Below are 19203 nucleotides of genomic sequence, written 5' to 3' on the forward strand. Positions count from 1 at the left end.
AACCCACCGCCCTGAGAATTTGGGGCCGGTGGGAGAGAATTCGCGAGACGACGAAACGCGCTTGTTAGAACTCCCATCCAGGCTCCATGATGCCGACCGGCTTCGTGGCCGGGGAGCGATCATGACGGGAACGGGCGGAGTTCATGGGAGGTTCTAAATACCCGCAGTGGAGTAGTGTGTCAAATGCAACGATTCTTGCCGCATTCAGGCTGGCCTTCACGCGGCAGTGGGGCGACGGCGGCGCCTCAGAGCGAGAGCCACGGCCCCGGTCAGCACCAAGAGCATGCGAGAAGGTTCCGGCGCGACGTAGATGATCCCGTCGGAGATGAACTTGTCTGTGGCCCAGAAATTGCCGTCGGACAGCGCCATGCCGGAGAGGTCAAGACTGGCCAAAGTGAACGGCCCGGCGTTGTCGGGACCGTCGCCGTTGAGATCCAAAATGGCCCAGTCGAGGAGGTTGAAGACATCGCCCCAGCCAGCCGTGTACCCATTGCCATAGGTGACGCGGATGATGGAGGTGTCATTGAGCCCCAGCGTGCCGTTCACCTGGAGGGTATCATAGAGACCTCCGGAGTCTGCGCTGGCAAAGTAGGAAGCGTTGCCCAGGGCGAGGGGATTGCCAATGTTGCTGGTGGTCCCGCCGAGCTGCATTTCCAGCCTCGCCGCACCGGTGACGGCGATGGGATGGATGAAGACGTTCTCAAAGGTTAGTTCACCGAACCCCGCGCCGGCATCGGCGAGGGTGCCGCCCGCGCCGGTGCTGCCGGGGCGGAGGATGCTGCTGCCACGTACGATGAGGTTGCCCTCTACAGAGCCCGTGCCGGAGATCATCTTGTTGATCATCTCATAGTTTCCACTGGTACGCCCGGTGAGGCTGAGAATGGCACCGGCGTCAATCTGTACCCAGGTACTGCCGTCGATGTTGCCTGTGCCGCGGAGGGCGAGAGTGCCCCCGGCGACGGTGGTCTTGCCCGTGTAGGAGTTGGTCAGAGCCTGGGTCTGCGTCTCAAGAGTGAGTTTGCCCGCTCCGGTCTTCACGAGGTTCAAGGCACCGGTGATCTCACCATAGTACACGCGATCAGATGCCTGGTTCACTGTGAGAGTGGCGACGGTGCCGGAGCTATTGGTCACGGTGGTCTTGGAGGCTGCGTTGGAGGTGTTGCTCCGTTGCTCGCTCGAGAGGCCGCCTATGGTCTGGTTGAACCCGGCCAGATCGAATGCGGCCATGTCCGTGGTGAGGTCTGACGAGTGGACGTTGAGGAGCGTGCCGGTGGGCAGTGCATCCTGCCGCCCGAGGCGGACGGTGCCTCTCACAATGCTGGTGGAGCCGGTGTAGGTGCTGGAACCAGAGAGCACCACCACCCCACCAGTGGCGCTGGCGGCTATGCCCAGGTCGCTGGTGGTCGATCCGTTGCGAATGGCTCCGGAGATGGTGAGGGTGGAGTAGTTGCCCGTGCCCACCCGGGCTCCACTGGTGCCGATGATCACATCACCCGCCCAGGTGGCGGAGGCAGGAGAACCGGAAGTGCCGGCGGCGCTTTGCAGGTTGCCGTTATTTCCTGTACCATTGCCGTTGATGGTGATGGTTTCGCCAGTGACGGTGATCCCGTTGGCGAGGCGGACAATGCCCAGGGACGCTACTGCGGTGCCGCCATCGGTGGTGCCCAGAGCCTGATTGTGCGCCACGACGAGGACGCCGGGGTCAGTGGCACCGTTTCCAGCGCTGATCAGGGTAACGCCAGTGTAAGTATTGGCCTGGGTTAGCGTGAGTGTGCCCGCGCCCATCTTCGTCAGACCGCCGGTGCCGGAGATGACTCCGCCGTAGGTGGTGGCGTTGCCCTGGGTGTCGAGTGTACCTCCCCCTGACTGCAGGTTGATGCCTCGGTTGCTGGAGAGGTTGAACGCGGCACCCCATTGTAAAACTCCTCCATTCAGGGTGATGTTGGTCGCACTGGCAGAAGCTGGCGTCGCTCCCAGGCTGCCATTGGCCATGATGCGAACGGTTCCGCCATTGATGACCGTACCGCCGGAGTAGGTGCTGCCTGTGCCCGCCAGCACGAGCAGGCCGGTGCCGGACTTGGTCAGACTGACGATGCCGCTCCCGTTGTTGTTCACGTTGGAGTTGACGGTCAGAACCGCCGTGGAAGAGTGGTTCGTGAACATCAGTTCGCCTGCGGTGTTGGCCGCACCTCCGGCAGTCAGCACGCTGTTCTCACCGGCGGTGCTGCCGATGGTGAGACTGCCGGCATTTGAGGCTACAAGAACACCTCCGGCCGCACCGAGGCGGAGCATTTTTCCCGAGGGACTTGCCCCAAAATCCACCGTGGCAGCTCCAGTGGCCCCCTGCAGGAGAGTGTTGATCTCCGTGATGCCATTGCTCCCGATATCCTCCAGGGTGATCGGTCCGCTGGTGCCGCCGTCAACGATTTTAACGTTGGCTGCGGGGTTGTCTGGAAGGGGACCGAGAGTGCCCGAGCCGGTACTGAAACGGGTGACCTGCGTGTAGTCTGTGTACGCGACGATGTTGCCATTGTTCACGGTGGCCCAGTCGTTGCCATTCACCGTCGCCCATGCGCCGAGAATGCCGTTCGTGTTGCCGGTGCTGGTGCGAATCCCGTTGGTGGCGCTCTGTGTGCCGGAGGGAATGACAAAATTGACACTGCCAGCCGTGCGAGAGATGGCCCCCAGATTCAAAAGCAGATCCTGCGGGGTGGTGGCATGGGTGGTGAGGGAGATGGTGGATGTTCCACCGGAAACGACGAGACCATTCACCGTCTGGCTGGCAGCAGAGGTGCCACGGCCCAGCACGGCCAAGGTGCCGCCACTCGTGACCAAGGTGGTACCGGTGCCGAGGATGTTCGCCGCTGGAGCGGTCGTAGCCCCAAAATTAAGAGCCAACGTGCCGGATGCGAGGGTGGTGGCTCCGGTGTAGGTGCTGCTGCCCGTGAGCGTCTGGGTGCCAGTCCCCGCACGGGTAAGACCAAGGCGTCCTCCGCCATCACCGTCACGCAAGATGCCGTCGTAGTTGTGATTTCCTGTACCTGAAAGCACCAGCACTGCGTCCTGGCTGCTGCCATTCTCCGTGATGATGGCTCCAGTGCCGCCGTTGCTGGAGAGGCCTGCTGCATAGACAAGAGGGCTCTGAACGGCGAGCGTCTTGTTGAAGCTGTTGTTGCTGAAGTTGACGGTATTGGGGGCTGCGGCATTCAGGGCTCCCTGATGGGCCAGAATGACCTTGCCATTCGCGAGGTTCAAGCCCCCGGTGAAAAGGTTGTTCCCGCTGAGCTTCCACGTGCCAGAGTTGTTCTTGGTGATCGCCACGGTGTTCGAGATCACTCCAGAAATTTCTCCTGTGGCCACACCTTCGAGGACCACGGTGTGGTTCTGGCCATCCACTGAGGCGGCATTGACGCTGCCGGTGATGAGCAGGTTTCCGGAAACGGTGTCGAATGTGACGGTGGATCCCACGGCCCCGCGGATGTTTCCTGCCCAGGTGTTGTTTCCATCGGAACTGATGAGGTGGGGTGTGTAGAGCTGTTCCCCAGTGATCGTGACGCCGTCTTTGAGCTCGATTCGAGAGCCGATGAGCACATTGGTTTCTCCAGAGGTGGAGCCGAGAGCCTGATTGTGTCGGACGACCAAGGTGCCTCCGGTGACGCGAGTCTCGCCGGTGTGCGTGTTGGCAGTGTCGAGCGTCAGGTTGCCGGTGCCGGTCTTGATGAAGACTCCTGCTCCAGTGATTGTGCCGCTGTAGGTGCTGTTGTTCCCCGCAGTGTCCAGCGTGCCACCCCCTGCCAGCAGCGTGATGCCGCGATTGGGATCCAGGTTGAAGGACGTGGCGAGCTGCAGGGTGCCGCCATTGAAGGTGAGATTGGTTGCGGAGAAGGAGGTTGGTACGTCCCCCAGAGACCGGTCGCCGGAGATGCGGAGCACGCCTGCATTCAGCACGGTCCCGCCCGTGTAGCTGCTGGCAGTGCCAGTGAGAACTTGAGTGCCCTGGCCATCCTTGACCAGCGCGAGCGCTCCGCCAGCGCCGCCATTTGCAATCACCCCGCCATAGGTGGGAAAGTTGGCGGAGACGGCGACATTGAGGATGAGCTGGGCAGCAGAGGCGCTGTTATTGTGCACGGTGCTGGTCCCGCCATCCCCAGGAGAGGAAAGACCTCCTCCAGTGGTGTTGATCCCGTTCAGGGCAAGGGTCTTCGCGTTGACGTTGTTCGTGAACGTGATGATGTTCGGGGCGCTGGCATTGAGCGCCCCGGTGCTGCCCATGCGGAGTGTGCCGGCCACGATCTCGACCCCGCCAGTGAAGGTGTTGTTTCCTGATAACACCACGGTGCCAGCGGTGTTGTTGGTGTTGATCTGCAGCAGGCGGCTCCCCCCAGCTTCACCGATGTTGCCAGAGAGAGTGGCAACCACGCCTGCGGATCCCGCGGAAATCCCGGCATTGCCAGCCAGGGTGATGGGCCCGCCAATCGTGCGGGATTGATCCACGCGAACCGCACCACGGGAACTGGTGCCAATCCCCGTAAGAGTGAGCGGGACGTTCAGAGGAGAGGCACTGGCGAAGTTGATGACCAGCGTGGAAGTGTCCCCCACATTGATCGAGGAAAGGGTGGAAACACTCGCCAGGTTCTGGATGTCCACAAAAAACGACCCCTCCAGGGAAAGCGTGCCGGTCCACGTATTCGCAGCGCGAAACTGAATGAGGCCGAGGTCGGAGGCCCCAACTGACCTGCGCAGGGTGAGATTGTTTCCGGCAATGGCCGAGTTGATGTCGATACGGTAGTTGGTGGAGGTGTTGGAGGCCCCCTGGCCGATTTCTATAAAGCCACCGTCGGCAATTTGAATCGTCCCGCCTGAGAACTGGTAGGCGTAGTCGGTGCCCGCCGACAGCTGGATGGCCCGGAAGCTCAATCCGGCGGTGGTGACCGTACCGTCCACAGTTACCGTGCGGCTGCCGCTGCTCAAGGCACCCCCCGTGCCAAAGATGGCCACCGTGCTGCTGCCAGTGGGGTCAGCAGGCCAGAGTTGATTGTCCGTACTGGGGCTGGTGGCGGTAGGCTGCCAGTTGGGACCGGATCCCGTTTTCCAAGTCCCGCCACCATCCTGAGCGCCGTCTGCAGAAGGGCTGGTATTGGCGTCCCAGAACAAGGACTGGGCTTGGCCAGTGGTCCCTATGCCCCATACCGCGAGGGATACCGCTGCCGAGAAGAGCGAGCTGGCCCATGATGCGATGCGGCCACGCCCACCGGCGGCGGTGCGGCGAGGCGACTGGAGGACAATACGGCGGGGGAAGGGGATTTGAAGCACGAACCAAAGGCGGTGAGAGACAAAGAACGCGGGCTCTCACAGGTGAGGGATATGAGAATCCGATGGGGTAAACTACGGAGTTTACATGTCTTCTCCAAGCTCTGGGAATGGCTCGAAATGCTTGTTTTTAGGTAGGGTCTTGTATTATGGAGGTAGGTGTTTCGCCGGATCGGAATTTCGAGATTCTGGTCCTCTTTGGACGCGGGTGAATAGACTACGGTTTCGGAGTCTTCAGATCCAAGCAAACCACATCCCCGGCGTTGTTCTTGCACAGCAGACGCCCACGGCTGAGCACGGGCAGGACATAGCCTTTCCCGGGCAGCACTTGAGCGCGTTGCAGGACGTCCAGCTTGTCGGGCAGGGGCTTGGCCAGGACGAGTTCGCCGGTGTTCGTCAGAATGATGAGGTGGTCATCACTCAAGATGGCCGTGCCTTTGTCGATCTCCTCACAGATCCATTTGGGCTTGCCGGTGGCCATGTCCACGCAGCGGAGATCTTTAACGCCGCGCTTCTGGTCGTTGAAGACGATGAGGTGCTTCTGCCAGGGAACCCCGGAGTTGAACAGAAGGCCGAGGTCTCGCTCATTCCACGTAGGCGTGAGCGTGTTGTTCTTGAAGTCCAGACCGGTGCTGCCCTCTGCCCCAGTGTGGGAGACGAAGATGGTGTTGCCCTCTACGAAAGGAGTGGCGCAGTTGCTGAAGTCACGGGTGGTCGTGGCGTGGCGGGCCAGTTCCTTTCCGGTGATCGGCTCCAGGACCACAAGGGCCTCTCCCTTGTACAATAACATGACATCCTGGTCGCCCAACTTCGTGAAGACGGGCATGGAGTAGCCGGCCTCTCCTTTGCCCTCCACCCAAAGCGGCTCACCTGTTTTCGCTTTGAGACAGACGGTGGACCCGGTGTCTCCACCAGCATCGTAGAACGCGTACCCGCATGTCACGAGCACGCTGCTGGCATAGCCATAGACGGGACGTTTCCCGCCGAAATCCTTGAGCAGATTTTTCTGCCATACCACCTGTCCAGTCTCGGCATTGAGGCACAAGGCATCACCCTCACGGCTCAGAGTGTAGACCATGCCGCCCACGACGGTGGGGGTGGCGGCGGGGCCGAAGGGGACGATGGGCATGAGGTGCGCTGCGGTTTTGCACGGGTACTGGTGCTTCCAGATCTCCTTGCCCGTCTCCAGATCCAGGCACCAGACGGTGTCAGTATCGGCACCGTCATTGCCAGCGGTGTAGGCACGGTTTCCCACCACGGCAAACGAGGCCAGACCACGACCGACGTTTAGCTTCCATAGGATCGGTGGTCCATCGGCCGGCCAGTCCTTGTTCCACCCTGTCTCGGGAGAGGTGTTGTTATGGTCGGGGCCATGAAACTGCGGCCAGTCAGATTCAGCCGCCCAGGTGGTGAGGGCGGTCAGAAGAGAGAAAGCGAGGCCCGAGGCGAGGGTGGGGAGCAGGCGCATGGCGATGGGGGAGAATGAATCGGGGCCGCCAGGCAAAAAATGCCGGGGCCCCGGGAGGGATGATACGGTGAAAAACGAGCGGTAAAGTACTTACTTCGCGACCTTCAGCAGGAGAGAGGCGTTGTGGCTGACGGCGTCAAAGGCAGCACCGCCGGAGAAGCCTTTGGTCTCTTCGCGCTGGTGTTTGCAGTAGAGAAGGTAGTTGCCGGGCTTCGAGGCGTCGATCTTGAGTTTGCCTTCCTTGTCAGCAGTGAGTTCTGATTCCACGCCGCCTGGGGGCACCACGTTGACCTTGGCTTCAGAGACGGGCTGGCCGCGGAAGAAGACCTGCACCTCACCGGCAGTGGCGGTGGGAACGATGTCAAAGGTCAGCGCCGGGGTGGCGGCACCAGCCTTGGCATGATGCCAGCGGGCGTAGAAGATGGGCTTGCGGGCGGGCGAATCGCCGCGCTTCATCACGGCAAAGGCCGCCTCGGCCTGGGCGCCATTCTCGGGCTTGGCGTCCACCAGGAGATAGTGGTCGGATTTCTTCTGCACCTCGAACGCCTTGGGCTTGCCGTCCTCGCCTGCGGTCCAGGCTTCTGGCGTCTTCAGGGAGTCGAGGTGACCGGGGGACTTTTCATATTCTTCACCGTATTCGGCAAAACGGACGACGAGTTTGCCATCGGTTGTGTCCTCGATCCACACTTCATGGGCGGGGAGGGAGGCGGTGATGGCGGCCAGGGCGAAGGTGAGGCTGTAAGGGAGGAGGAAGCGCATGGGGAAAGTCAAATTTGAATTATGAATTATGAATTATGAATTATGAATTATGAATTATGAATTATGGATGCGGAATGCGGAATGCGGAATGCGGAATGCGGAATGCGGAATGCGGAATGCGGAATGCGGAATGCGGAATGCGGAGGTGAAGTTTTACCTTTAACCTGTGAGGCCTGTCAATCTGCTTTGCCGACGGTTTTGGCGGATTCTGGGATGGTGACGATTTCTACGGTATTCAAGGGCTTGTCACCGGTGGTGCCGCCCAGGGCGATGACGCTGTGGTTCCAGGGTTCGAGCTGGTGGAAGAAGCGGGAGCCGGAGAGTTTCGCGACTTCTGTCCAGGTGTTGTCAGTGCCAAGCGCGAAGATCTTCCCGCCGCGGGGGCTGGCGATGACCCGGCCATCCAGAGAACAGGCGGCGACAGCGAAGGATTTCACTTTGCCCTCTGCAGGGAGGTCCTGGATCTTGCTCCAGGACTTGGTGGCCACGTCGTAAACGTCCACCGCGTTGCTGAGCTCGTTCTTGGCGTCCATCCCGCCGATGGCGTAGAGCTTGCCGCCGTTGGGCACGAGGGCGAGGGCGCGACGCTCAAAGGGCTGGGGAATACTCTGCCATCCATTGGAGGGATTGGCCAGGTCCAGGATGAGCGTGGTGTTGTGGAACGCGCGGACCTCATGGCGGTCGTCGGCTTCCTTGTCGGGGGCGTCCTTGGAGGTGTCGAGTGGCCAGCCGCCCACCACATAGAGTTTGCCATCCAGGACGGCGATGTCGTGGCTGGACCGGGCCTCGGGAAGTTTAGGGAGATCGCTCCAGGACTTGGTAGCAGGATCGTAGACCTGGGCATGATCCAGGGATTTGAGGACGGCAGGCTTGCCTTTCTCATTCTGCGGCTGCATGCCGCCCACGAGGTAAATCTTGCCGTCGGCTTCGGTAAGGCCGGGACTTTGGACCGGGGGGCCGCCCGGGAGATCCACCCAGGTGGTCGGCTGCTGGAGATCCAGGGCACGGAGTTTTCCACTGGTGGTCTCCAGGGACCAGGAGTGTGCGCCTGCGAGGTGCCCGCCATACGTGTAAAGATGGCCTTGGGAAATCACCCCGCCGAAACTGGTGACAGCATCTGGCAGGGTCGGCAGTTCTGCGGCAGGGGCGAGCGTGGCCGTGGCTGCGGCGAGCGCGCATAGGCGAAGGAGGAAGGACATGGAAAAAAGTTGAAACGGGTGGGGGTCAAAAGGCAACCACGATGAAGTGGTTGCCCGTTTTTTGTGGATCGTATCTGGGAGGATACGTGCGGGTTGAGGGGGTGTTAGCGGGGGTTTTTTGACTGAGATTGACCGGATCAGTTCATGATCAGGTTGGCGGCTGAGCGTCGGCGGCGCAGGACCATGCTGATGAGCCCTCCCAAGAGAAGGACGGCCCGGCCGGGCTCAGGGACGGCACCGGCGTAGTTCAGGACGAGGTTGTTGCCGCTCTGAGCGAGGTTGAAGGAACCGCCCGTGTAGCTGTTGAGAAAGGCCGCGGTATCCAGATTGAAGTCGGTTGCCTCAAATCCACTGATGCCGGTGGTGGTGGTGACGATAGTCCAGGAGTAGTCCGACATGAAGTCGAACCCATCCAGCAGCCCGGACTGATTCTCAGCGGTGAGCGAGGTGATGTCGATGTCGAACGCGCCGGCGGTGAGGGATGTGAGGTCCAGCGAGCCATTGATGGCCAGAACGTCCCAACCTGGATTCTGTCCCATGTTGGAACCGCCGATGCCTGTGGCATTGATCTCCCAGAGGAAGGTGCCGCCTGAGGTCCACGTCTGGCTGCCAGTGGTGAGGGTGCCAGGGCTATTGCCAGGAGCCAGCACGGCGATCTTGCCAGCGCCAGCACCGATGGTGAATGAGTTTTCCATCATTCCGGAGCCAGTGAGCTTGCTCCCGGGGGCGAAGACAAGGCTGCCTGTGCCCCACATGAAGCCATCGATCTGTAGCGTGCCACCCACTTCGATGGAGCCCACAAGGTTCAAGTTTGCTCCTTTGCGGACGATCAGGTCTTCACCGCCGGTGTGGCTGCCGTTGAGATAGAGCGTACCCGTGTTGACGATGGTGTCTCCGGTGTAGTTGTTGTTGGCCGTGAGGGTGAGACTGTTGCTGCCCGCCTTGACCAAGGACACCTCGCCAGTGCCGTTGTTGCTGATGGTGGCCGAGATGTCGGTGACGCCGTTGGCGACGACGATGAGTTCGCCGTCAGTATTGTTTCCTGTACCCGCGGTGAGGGTGCCCTGGCTGATGACCAGCTTGCGTGAGGAGTTGCCGCCACTGGTCAGGATGCCGCCGCTTTCCACACGGAGGGTCTGGTTCCCCAGATTGAGCGTGTTGGGCGTCGTGCCGGAAGTGGGGGCAACCATGTTCAGGGAGTTCACCTGCCGGGAGGCGGTGAGGGTGACGGTGGTGGCAGTGGTGTTGTTGAACTTCACGTTGTCCGCCGCCGTCCAGGTGGATTCACCGGTGGTGGTGTAGGAGGTGAGGGCGGTTACGCCATACGTGCCGTAGGTGGCCCACTCGTTGCCCGCTGTGGCCCAGCCTCCAAGGATGCCGTTGTCCAGGGTGGGGGCGCTGGCGAACTTGACCTGGTTGCGGGCATCTGCGCCGACACTGGTGCCGTTGAAGTTGACCGTGGCACCGCCGTCGCGGGTCAGATTGTTGAGCGTAAGCACAGCGATGTTGCCGTCTGCGGCACGACTCGTGGTGACGACGTTGGCTCCTCGTTCCAGGTCGAGCGTTCCGAGGGTCTCGCTGAAGGCCTGGGTCGTACCGGTGGTGGCGTTGTTGAAGTTCAGGATGCTGCCGTTGAGCTGGACGGTGGCAGAGTCTTCTACGCGGTTTGAGTTGGCTGCGACCTCCGTGTTGGTGAGCTGGAAGGTGGCACCTGCTGCGACTTCGACATCGCCTTTGACCGCGCCAGCCGTGCCCGCCAGGGCCAGCGTGCCTTCCTTGACGGTGGTGCCGCCGGTGTGGGTGTTGGCTGCGGTAGATTCCAGGGTGCCCAGACCGGTCTTTTCAAAACCGCCGCTTCCGCTGACAGCGCCCGTGAGGCGGGCGTCGACGACGGCGCTGCCGTTGTTGACCTGGACGGTGCGTGTATTTGAGCCGAGGGCGATCGGATTCTCGAATTCCACCGTGTTGTCAGAGACGGTGGAGGACAAGACCAGTTTCAAGTTGTCTCCCAAGAATCCATTGGTCCCCCAGGTCACGGTGGCCCCTGCGCCGCCGAGGTTGACCTTGCGCACGCTACCGTAGGCTGAGAACCCCGTGTTGCCGGTGAGTTGCACCTGACCAGCACCGGTGCCGAGTGAGCGGGTAAAGTTCCCTGCGGCGAGTTCCAACACGCCACCTGAGAGAAGCAGGTGGCTGGCACTGGAAAGGGCAGTGGTGCTGCTGAGCCGCAGCACGCCTTCCTGAACGATGGTGTCGCCAACGTAAGTGCTCACGCCTCCCAGGACCTGGGTCCCAGAACCCTTCTTTACAAAGGCCAACTGATTCTCGTTGGTGCCTGCGCCACCCAGGCTGCCCAGATAGGTGAATGAGGAACTGCCCGTGACGTCGGCCGTCAGCGTGGAGATGGCGGCATTGCCACCCGTGATGCTGGAGCTGGAGACGGCGTCATAGGAGGTGGCGCTGGTCGCAGTTTGGAAGACGACCGTCGCAGCGGCGCTGATCCCGCCTACCGTTTGATCCATCTTGCCGCCGGAGTCTCCCAGGACGATGTGGCCGCTCTCTTCAGTCACCATGGTGGCATCCGTCATCACCCGGCGGCTGACGAGATCCACACTGATGTTGGAACTCAGGCGATTGTCGCCGCCGATCAGGTGCACGATGCCTTTCTTGACCTCAAACTCCAGGGTACCCGTGCCGGAGTAAGTGTTGACACCGGACAAGTAAACTTCGCCACCGTTGACGATGACGCGGTTTTGGCTGTTCTGAAGCAGGGTGTTATTTCCTGCGAGGCGCAGTGTGCCGTCGCCGCTCTTGTAAAATCCAGGTGCGGTGAGGTTGCCGGTCACATTCAGCTCCAGTCCCGCGTCCACTGAAATGATATTGAGCTGTGAGGAGAACACCAGAGGGGCAGAAATACTGTGAGCGGCCGGGTTGCTGCCCGTGACAGTGATGCCAGCTTCGCCCACCGTGAGCACCGCACCGCCCTGACTGGTGAGGGAGAAGGCACCGGGGCTGTTGATAGTGACGCCTTGGACGGTTTGACTGGCGTCCAGGATGGCGTTGGTGCCAGCAGAGAACTGGACCGCCTTGCCGGTCAGGGGCGTGGTATCGTTGTTCCAGTTGGCCGTGTCTGACCACACCATGCTGCTTCCTCCGGCATCCCATGTGGCGGCGGTGGCGAAGACGCTGGTGGTGTACTTGTTGGTCGATTGATCCAGTTGCAGGGCATACAACTGGGCGTGTTGCACTCCGGTGAAGGAGAGTTGCAGGGAGGTGATCGTGTCCGTGATGCCGCTCAGGTCGAACTGAAGGCCCCAGGTGTTGCGATACAGGTCCTCATAACCCGTGGGCATCAAGATGTCTCCCGTGTAGATCTGGAGCAGGAGCTGGGATTGTACGGGATCCAGCGTGTAGAGTGTGCTGCCACCGGCGAGGGTGGTGTACTGGAGGATGGGCAGTTCGTGTTTGTAGAAGTCGTATGCCGTGGCTTCGCCGATATCGACCTGGAAGGCGACCGTCTTCACACCGGCAAGCGGAGTGGTGTCCACCACGCCGAGCGTGCCGCCGTTGACGTTGGCATCACCGGAGAAGCCGCCAAAGTAGATGGATCCTGAGGCGGGGTAGGGGCCGCCGCCGGATCCGTTGCTGATCTTGTACAGCAGGGCGTCTCCCGAGTTGGCGGTGTTGGAGCCGATGGCACCCACGGCTTCCGCGCCGCCTTCGCCATCGGGATCGTAGGATGTCCAGGCTCCTGTGGTAGGCCAGGCCCCGCTGCCGGGGAAGATCACGCCACTGTAGGGAGGGTTGAAAAGGTTGGCCCAGCCGTCATAGGAGATGGTGCCGGTGAGGTCCAGGGCATAAGGGGCCGCCTGGGTCATGGTGTGGGCCAGAAGGGTGATGGACGCGGCAAGGGAGGCCACGTGACGTCTGCGCAACAGCCGCGTCATGGCGGATGTCTTTAGTCGTTTCATAGAACTTAGAGGACCGATCAGGGATGGGAGTCTGGCCCGGCATTGGGCAGATGCCGGGTGGAGGGGGATGTCTGGATGGAAGGTGGTGGGCGTCGAACGCCGCTCAATCGGCGAGGAGAGCGTCCCGCGAGGGCTGGGACGCCCTGGCGGAGCTCTGTGGGTGCGGCCGCCGCCGGCGGAACAACAGCACGGCGGTGGCGGCGGTGAGGAGAAGGATTCGTCCGGGTTCAGGCACGGCGATGTAGTGGAGCACCAGGCTGGTGCTGCCATCCCCATTGAGCAGCTGACTGAGGGAGAACTGACCGCTGGTCGCGTTCGCGAAAGAACCGAGGTCGATGGAAAACTTGTCGGCTGAGAATCCGGTGATGCCGCTGGACGCTGTCAGCAGGACCCAGTCATACAGTCCGTTCACCCCGTCGAAGTCCTGCACCAGGCCACTGTTTCCGTTGGAGGCAAGAGATTGCAGGCTGATGACGAAACGGTCCGAGCTGGTGGCGGTGATGGTGAGACTGCCCTGAACCGCGGTGTGGTCCCAGCCGGTGCCGATGCCGGCATCCACATCCTGGAGTTCCCATAAATATCCGCCGCCGCCGCCGAAGGTGATGCCCTGGGTGAAGGTGAGCGTGCCGGTGCTGTTCCCAGGGGCGAGGCGGTCCCCGTGGTCAAAGATGACGGCACGTTGGACGATGCCCTTGCCACCGAGGGTACCTGCTTCCATATTCAGGGCCCCCGTGCCGCCCAACGTGCCATCAATCTGGAGCTTCGCCCCGGCTTTCACGGTATAGTTACCGTTGCCGGTGTGGGAGGTGCCCGCCGCGATGACGAGGCGTCCCTTCTCCACCACAGTGGCGTTGCTGTAAGTCTTGTTTGCACCGCTGTACACCACGGTGCCCTGGCCATCTAGCGTCACTGTCTTGGTGGTGGATCCGCCGGTGATGGCCCCGGTCAGATTCAGCACGTCAGCGGCGCTTTGGGCCGTGAAAAAGACGCTTCCTGCGGCGGACGTGGGGTTGTCCGGATCCGCTGCGGCGGAGGTGAGGGTGATGCCACCGGAGATGACGGCACCAGTGTCGGTGGTATTGATGGCACCCAGGCGCTTGCCGAAGTCGCCAGCGGCCAAGGAGACGCCACGGGATAGCGTGCGGTTGCCGTCCAGGATCAACTCCGCCAGGAGGGTGGATCCCTCTGAGACATACTGAAAGAGGGAGGCATCCGCGCCGAGGGCGATCGCCAGGTTGTTGCTGCCCAGCGCCCCGGGCAGGCCCGCATCAGCAGCCAGGAGCATGCGTCCGTTGAGCACGGTGGTGGCTCCGGAGTAGGTGTTGTTTCCCGAGATCCGCAGCGTTCCTTCTTGTAGCGCAAGGAAGCCTGTGAAGGAGTTTCCGGTCGCCAGGTGGAGGGTGCCCTGTCCGGTCTTGACCAGTCCGTAGGCTCCGGCGATGGCTCCGTTCATGACGACTGTTCCCGCATTGATCTCGAAGAAGTTCAGCGCACCCAGCTGCAGCCCGGTGTTGATCGTGTAGGTGCCGATGGCAGTGGAGCGGGTCGTGATGCCAGTGTTGCTGGTGAGGCGGTAGTTCTGGCCGATCGCGGAGTTGATGGTGACATCCGCCGCGTTTTCAAAGATGAGCTCGCCGACGGTATGGTGGCCATCATTGAGCGTGACGACGGCGGTGCCGGAGTTTTGAAAACGGAGGTTTCCGTTGGCTTCCGGGAGGGTGAGGCCGCTGCCTTCTTTCAGTGACCAGTTGGCACTTTGCGTCCAGTTGCCAGTGGTGCCAGTCCAAATGGCGGCGTGGGGGATGCCTGCATCATAGTCCTCCGTGACAAGGAGATCGGCCTTCTGGAAGGACATGCTGGAACTCTCGGAGTCCCACAGAATTTTGTAAGAGGTGACAGGGGCTCCCAGAAGCGTCGTGAGATCGCTAAGGTCCCACTGGATCGCCACGCGGTTGCCATAGCCAGAGCCGGCGCTCCAGTGGGTGCTGCCGCTCTCACCACTGCTGAACTCCCGCAGGTACTCGGCCTCGGTCGCGTAGATCACATGGTCCTGACTCCCGTCGTTCCACACCAGGCGGAGAGAGGAGAAATCCACGTTCGTGCCATCGGTTTGAAACTGGAAGATGACGCCACCGATCTGGGTGAAGTTGGCCGAAGGGGTGCCACTGTCCGCCAGATTGTCACTGAGCATGTAGCTGGTCTTGCTCTGAAAGCTGTAGATGTTCCCGGCGACGTCGGGGCCGATGATGAAGGTGCTGGTGGTGCCGGTCTGCTTGATGGTCGGATTGCGCAGGTCCCAGTAGGCGAGGGGACTGGCAGGATTGTACACAGGTGATCCAGGGAATGAGCTGGGCCGGGGCACGGGCTGCCAGCCGCCACCGGGGGCTTCCTCGCCACCCCATGGGGCAAAGAGGTCAGGGTAGTTGCCTTCGGTATGAGGGGCGTAGAAGACGTCCCAGGCGCTGTACTCATAGTACAGGTTGTCGTAGTCCAGTGTTGGCTTATAGAACCCGTTGTCGGTCGGCGTGCTGGGATTGTACAAGACCCCTGCGAATGTTCCGCCGCCACCCGTCAGCATGATGCTGGCAGCCAGGGCGAATCGGGAAGCTGCGGAGAACGGGAACTTCATCAACGACGCCCCCCTCTGCCGCCGCCAGAACCGCCGCTGCCCACTCCCGTGCTGGCCACCGGTGCCACGGTGTAGTTGGCATTGTCCGCCTCGGCAGCACGAACGCTCCAGTAGCGCATGTCGCGCAGTTCATCGATGCTCATGAGGCGCACGCTGCCATCCATGAAGGCGGTGACGGCCTTGCCGCCATAACGGGCATCGACATGCAGGCTGCTGTCCCAAAGCTTGGCCCGAAAGAACGGGGGCTCGACGCCGTAGCGGCCTTCAATACGCTTGTCTCCGATTTCTGTGAAAGCGGATGCGAAGACCAGCAAGGAGCCTGGCTTGCTGACCTGCGTGAGGTTCGTGGCACAGTCGGTGGCACCGGCAATTTCGTTGTCTGTCTTGTAGCCGCCGACATAGTAGTAGTTGATGCCAAGGGCGGGGCACAGGCTGGTGCCGTAGTGAAACTGGCTGTCTGGAAAGGCTTCGGCAATTTGATCTTTGTTGCGGTTCACCAGCAGGGTGCCTTCAATCTTGTCCTGCATGTAGGGGGCGAGGCGGAAGGGGTAGCGGTGCAGCTCGGCGCTGCCTAGCGTGGTGCCGTCCGGGAGGGTGTAGTCCCGGGCGTCGAGTTCGGGGCTGGACCCCTCGTAGTGCGCCACCATGAGCTCCCCATTGTTGTCGTTGGGATAGAGGAGATAAGCACTGACCAGGCTTTTGGCGGCCCCGATCTCCGCCGCCTTCCGGGCGTGCGTGGTGGCAGCATTGAAGGCACCAAATGCCAGGGCGGAGAGGGAGGCGATGATGGCCGTGACCACCAGCAGCTCCATGAGCGTGAAGCCCTGGCGGGGGCGGGTGGGGGAAGGACGGGCTTTCATGAACGATCAGGGATCGAATTCTTTGCCTGAGTGAATTAAAAGAGAATGAGTCTCAGGTGCATTAGAGTCGATGCATTCTGAAATCCTGCTTGCCTCACTTTGCTCTGAAGGCGCTTTTGATTGCCGGTTCTAGGCAATTAGGGAACTGCATTTTCTGGCAGCGGCTGTACACGGTGCAATGTGCGCAGGGATCTGGCGGATGCTTGCCCCGGGTTGTTGAAGGATGCCTCAGGGTTGGGGGGCGCGGCGGAGGCGCTGGGGAAATCGGCCGTGCGTTCCTGCGGCGACTGACCGGTTGGGACAACCGGACTACGCCGACGCGTGGCTACGGGAGTAGTCCGGACGTGTCGTCCGGGGTGGGAGCGGAGGAACGCGGGGCGGGATGCGGTGGAGGCGCTGGGGGAATTGGCCGTGCGTCCCGGCGGCGACTGAGCCGGTTGGGACAACCGGACTACGCCGACGCGTGGCTGCGGGGGGGGCTGGAGGTACCATCCGGGGTGGGAGCGGAGGAGTGCGGTGGAGGTGCTGGGGTGATTGGGCGTGCGTCCCTGCGGCGACAGACCGGTTGGGACAACCGGGCTACGCCGACGCGCGGCTACGGGCGTAGTCCGAGAAGCGTGGACACAAAAAATGGGCCGCAGGATTTGCCTCCCACGGCCCATTCTGAAATTCAGTCCTGTCCACCGCAGCGGCAACCAAGAACGAAGCACCAAGCACTTCTCTACGCCACCTGCCGGCAGCGTTTCCTGTAACCGCTCGGGGTGACGCCGAACTCGCGCACGAAACCGCGGGTGAAGGCGCTGAAGCTCTCGTAGCCGACGCGCAGGGCGATGTTGCTGATGCTTTCGCGGCTGGTGCTAAGCAGTTTTGCGGCCAGCTCCATGCGGCGTTGGCGAAGCAACTCGGGGATGGTGCGGCCCATCTGGCTTGCGAAGAGACGGCTGAGATAAAAAGGGCCGCAGCCCACCTCACGGGCCAGCATCTGAAGGGTGGGGGGATTCTCGAGGTCACGCTCCAGCAGGAAGACGGCCTTGTCTACACGTTCGCGATTCACTTCCATCGTGCTGGTCTCGCCGGGCTGCATGACTGGCTTGAAGAGCGTCAGCGAGGCGAGCTCCGTGACCTTGGCCTGATACCAGACGGGAAGGCAGGCGGTGTGCGTGGGAGGTGTGGCCAGTTGCTGGGCCAGGCTCAGCACGCTGGCGGGCACGGTGAATTCTTTGGGTTCGAGGAAGAGGGGGTGGTTCAATGCTTCCTCAGAGACCGGCGTGGCGTGGTCGCCCATGCCACGGAGGCGGACGAGCATCTTCTCACCCAGCTCCACCAGCACCATGCGGTGATTGCGGCCGCCACTGGCTGTCCAGTACAGACCGGACTGCGGCTGCAGGATGGCACCGTGGTCTGCCGTCACCTCAAGCCGTGTGTTGCGGAACACCAGAGACTGGTGCCCGGAGAATACCACCGCCAGAGCGAGCGTATTCGGGCTCAGATACTGGCTGAGGGACTCATCGCGACCGGCAAAGAAGCGAATCTGCTGCACCCGGAAGCCGTCCTGGGCCAGGGAACCGTGAAGCCATTCGGATTTGGAAGGGGGAGTACGCACGCGGCGTTTATGGCGCTATCGAGACTCAGTTGCAAGTATTTTGTCTCGATTTGTGCGAGCTCGCGGGAGATTCGGTCGCTGAAGAGGGCGAGCGCTGGGCGACAGCTCGGGTGTTTACGCTCTTGGAGCTCCAAAACATGTCGGGGCCGCAGTCGGTGCAATCACTTCCGCCTGCGGCCCCGGTGCTGTGTCTTGGACTGGCAATTTTGCCCATGCCACCCGGCCGGGATTGCCAGCTCCGTTGATTCGCACCATGGACACAAAGTGGTCGGAATCTTCTTAAAGGGTGTTCATGTGCCGTTCCGGAGTGGGGGACAAAGGGAGGAAAGCCCACTCTGGAATGCTCAGTACTTTTATCGGCGTTTGAGCGTAGATCGTGCAAAGCCCAGCCGTCTCACTTTCACCCAGCGCACATAGCGACGGATCTCGCAGCTGGCGTCCTCCACCACCAGGAGTTCATTCTCATACCAGTATTTCAAGGGAAGGGGATCGTGGTCCATGAACACGATCAGGACGAGAGCTGGCAGGGGGCCGCTAATCGCCAGGAAGAGACCGAGTGGACTCACCGGTGGTGCCCCGCTCCACCAACGAAGCGCGATGATAAACAAGATGATGATGAGGTAGGGGCGTGAGAAGATGATTCCCAGCAGATGGGCGCGATAGTTCTTCTCGTATTGGGTGACGGTAGCCATGGGACTTCGAGGCCATATCATGCTTCCTGGCGAGGAGGTTTGTCCAGCGGCATGGAAAATTCCAAAAAACTGAACGTGGATTGTCCTGGTCTGCCGCGATGATTCGTCATCCCCATGAAACCCGCAAGCTGCGTAATTCCCAACTTCATCTCCCTATCACCATGAAAATTGCACCCTGCCTCTGGTTCGACGGCCAGGCCGAACAGGCCGCCAACTTCTACATCGGCATCTTCAAGAACTCCAAGATCCTGGACATCGCCTACTACGGCGAGGCGGGGCAGGAGCAGCATGGGCAGCCCGCGGGCTCCGTGATGACAGTGTCTTTTGAATTGGATGGTCTGAAGTTCACCGGCCTGAACGGGGGACCCACCTTCAAGTTTAACGAGGCCATCTCTTTCCAGATCGATTGTGAGACTCAGGAGGAAGTGGACCATTATTGGAATCACCTGGCAGAAGGGGGGCCGCCCGAGGCGCAGATCTGCGGCTGGGTGAAGGACAAGTTTGGTGTCTCCTGGCAGGTGGTGCCCAAGATCCTGCCGGTGTTGCTGATGGATGAGGACAAGGTGAAAGCTGCGCGTGCCATGACCGCGATGATGGGCATGAAGAAGATGGACATCGCGGCGCTACAGCGTGCGTTTGATGGGGAGGGGTGATGCGGTCTGCGTTACGACGCCGATCATCGATTGAAACCGGAACGGAGATTTTGGGGAGT

At 61.3% G+C, this 19203-nt stretch carries 10 protein-coding genes; 1 reads left to right on the forward strand and 9 read right to left on the reverse strand.

The window, feature by feature from the left end:
* Window positions 1-216 precede the first annotated feature (216 nt).
* From BV034_RS13495 to BV034_RS13535, 9 genes are all read right to left on the reverse strand, one after another.
* Window positions 217-5313: an autotransporter-associated beta strand repeat-containing protein gene (locus tag BV034_RS13495; RefSeq protein WP_050027536.1), complete on the reverse strand. Its 5097-nt coding sequence runs from the start codon at window positions 5311-5313 to the stop codon at window positions 217-219.
* Between the two features lie 214 nt (window positions 5314-5527).
* Window positions 5528-6778 (reverse strand): PQQ-binding-like beta-propeller repeat protein, encoded by a 1251-nt coding sequence (locus BV034_RS13500; RefSeq protein WP_050027537.1) that lies wholly within the window; start codon window positions 6776-6778, stop codon window positions 5528-5530.
* A gap of 90 nt (window positions 6779-6868) precedes the next feature.
* Window positions 6869-7537 (reverse strand): hypothetical protein, encoded by a 669-nt coding sequence (locus tag BV034_RS13505; RefSeq protein WP_050027538.1) that lies wholly within the window; start codon window positions 7535-7537, stop codon window positions 6869-6871.
* Window positions 7538-7713: 176 nt separating this feature from the next.
* Window positions 7714-8736 (reverse strand): kelch repeat-containing protein, encoded by a 1023-nt coding sequence (locus BV034_RS13510; RefSeq protein WP_050027539.1) that lies wholly within the window; start codon window positions 8734-8736, stop codon window positions 7714-7716.
* Window positions 8737-8873: 137 nt separating this feature from the next.
* Window positions 8874-12707 carry an autotransporter-associated beta strand repeat-containing protein gene (locus BV034_RS13515; protein ID WP_265592967.1) on the reverse strand — a complete coding sequence of 1278 codons (3834 nt, stop codon included), beginning with the start codon at window positions 12705-12707 and terminating at the stop codon, window positions 8874-8876.
* Window positions 12708-12810: 103 nt separating this feature from the next.
* On the reverse strand, window positions 12811-15336 hold the full coding sequence (locus BV034_RS13520) for an autotransporter-associated beta strand repeat-containing protein (RefSeq protein ID WP_050027541.1): 2526 nt from the start codon (window positions 15334-15336) through the stop codon (window positions 12811-12813).
* A complete protein-coding gene (locus tag BV034_RS13525) occupies window positions 15336-16196 on the reverse strand; it encodes a prepilin-type N-terminal cleavage/methylation domain-containing protein (protein ID WP_050027542.1) in 861 nt (286 codons plus the stop codon). Before BV034_RS13525 ends, BV034_RS13520 begins: the two co-directional genes overlap by 1 nt.
* A 721-nt stretch (window positions 16197-16917) precedes the next feature.
* A complete protein-coding gene (locus BV034_RS13530; RefSeq protein WP_009962869.1) occupies window positions 16918-17799 on the reverse strand; it encodes an AraC family transcriptional regulator in 882 nt (293 codons plus the stop codon).
* 353 nt (window positions 17800-18152) lie between these two features.
* Window positions 18153-18491, reverse strand: coding sequence for a hypothetical protein (locus BV034_RS13535; protein WP_050027543.1), 339 nt, complete (start codon window positions 18489-18491; stop codon window positions 18153-18155).
* Between the two features lie 161 nt (window positions 18492-18652).
* Here BV034_RS13535 and BV034_RS13540 point away from each other — a divergent pair, with 161 nt between their 5' ends.
* On the forward strand, window positions 18653-19144 hold the full coding sequence (locus BV034_RS13540) for a VOC family protein (protein WP_050027557.1): 492 nt from the start codon (window positions 18653-18655) through the stop codon (window positions 19142-19144).
* Window positions 19145-19203 lie beyond the last annotated feature (59 nt).

It is taken from the genome of Verrucomicrobium sp. BvORR034 (assembly GCF_000739635.1).
Lineage (GTDB): Bacteria > Verrucomicrobiota > Verrucomicrobiia > Verrucomicrobiales > Verrucomicrobiaceae > Verrucomicrobium.

Coding starts and splice junctions, on each gene's coding strand:
- BV034_RS13500 (WP_050027537.1), bottom strand. CDS start 6,778: ATGCGCCTGCTCCCCACCCTCGCCTCGGGCCTCGCTTTCTCTCTTCTG.
- BV034_RS13505 (WP_050027538.1), bottom strand. CDS start 7,537: ATGCGCTTCCTCCTCCCTTACAGCCTCACCTTCGCCCTGGCCGCCATC.
- BV034_RS13510 (WP_050027539.1), bottom strand. CDS start 8,736: ATGTCCTTCCTCCTTCGCCTATGCGCGCTCGCCGCAGCCACGGCCACG.
- BV034_RS13515 (WP_265592967.1), bottom strand. CDS start 12,707: ATGAAACGACTAAAGACATCCGCCATGACGCGGCTGTTGCGCAGACGT.
- BV034_RS13520 (WP_050027541.1), bottom strand. CDS start 15,336: ATGAAGTTCCCGTTCTCCGCAGCTTCCCGATTCGCCCTGGCTGCCAGC.
- BV034_RS13525 (WP_050027542.1), bottom strand. CDS start 16,196: ATGAAAGCCCGTCCTTCCCCCACCCGCCCCCGCCAGGGCTTCACGCTC.
- BV034_RS13535 (WP_050027543.1), bottom strand. CDS start 18,491: ATGGCTACCGTCACCCAATACGAGAAGAACTATCGCGCCCATCTGCTG.
- BV034_RS13540 (WP_050027557.1), top strand. CDS start 18,653: ATGAAAATTGCACCCTGCCTCTGGTTCGACGGCCAGGCCGAACAGGCC.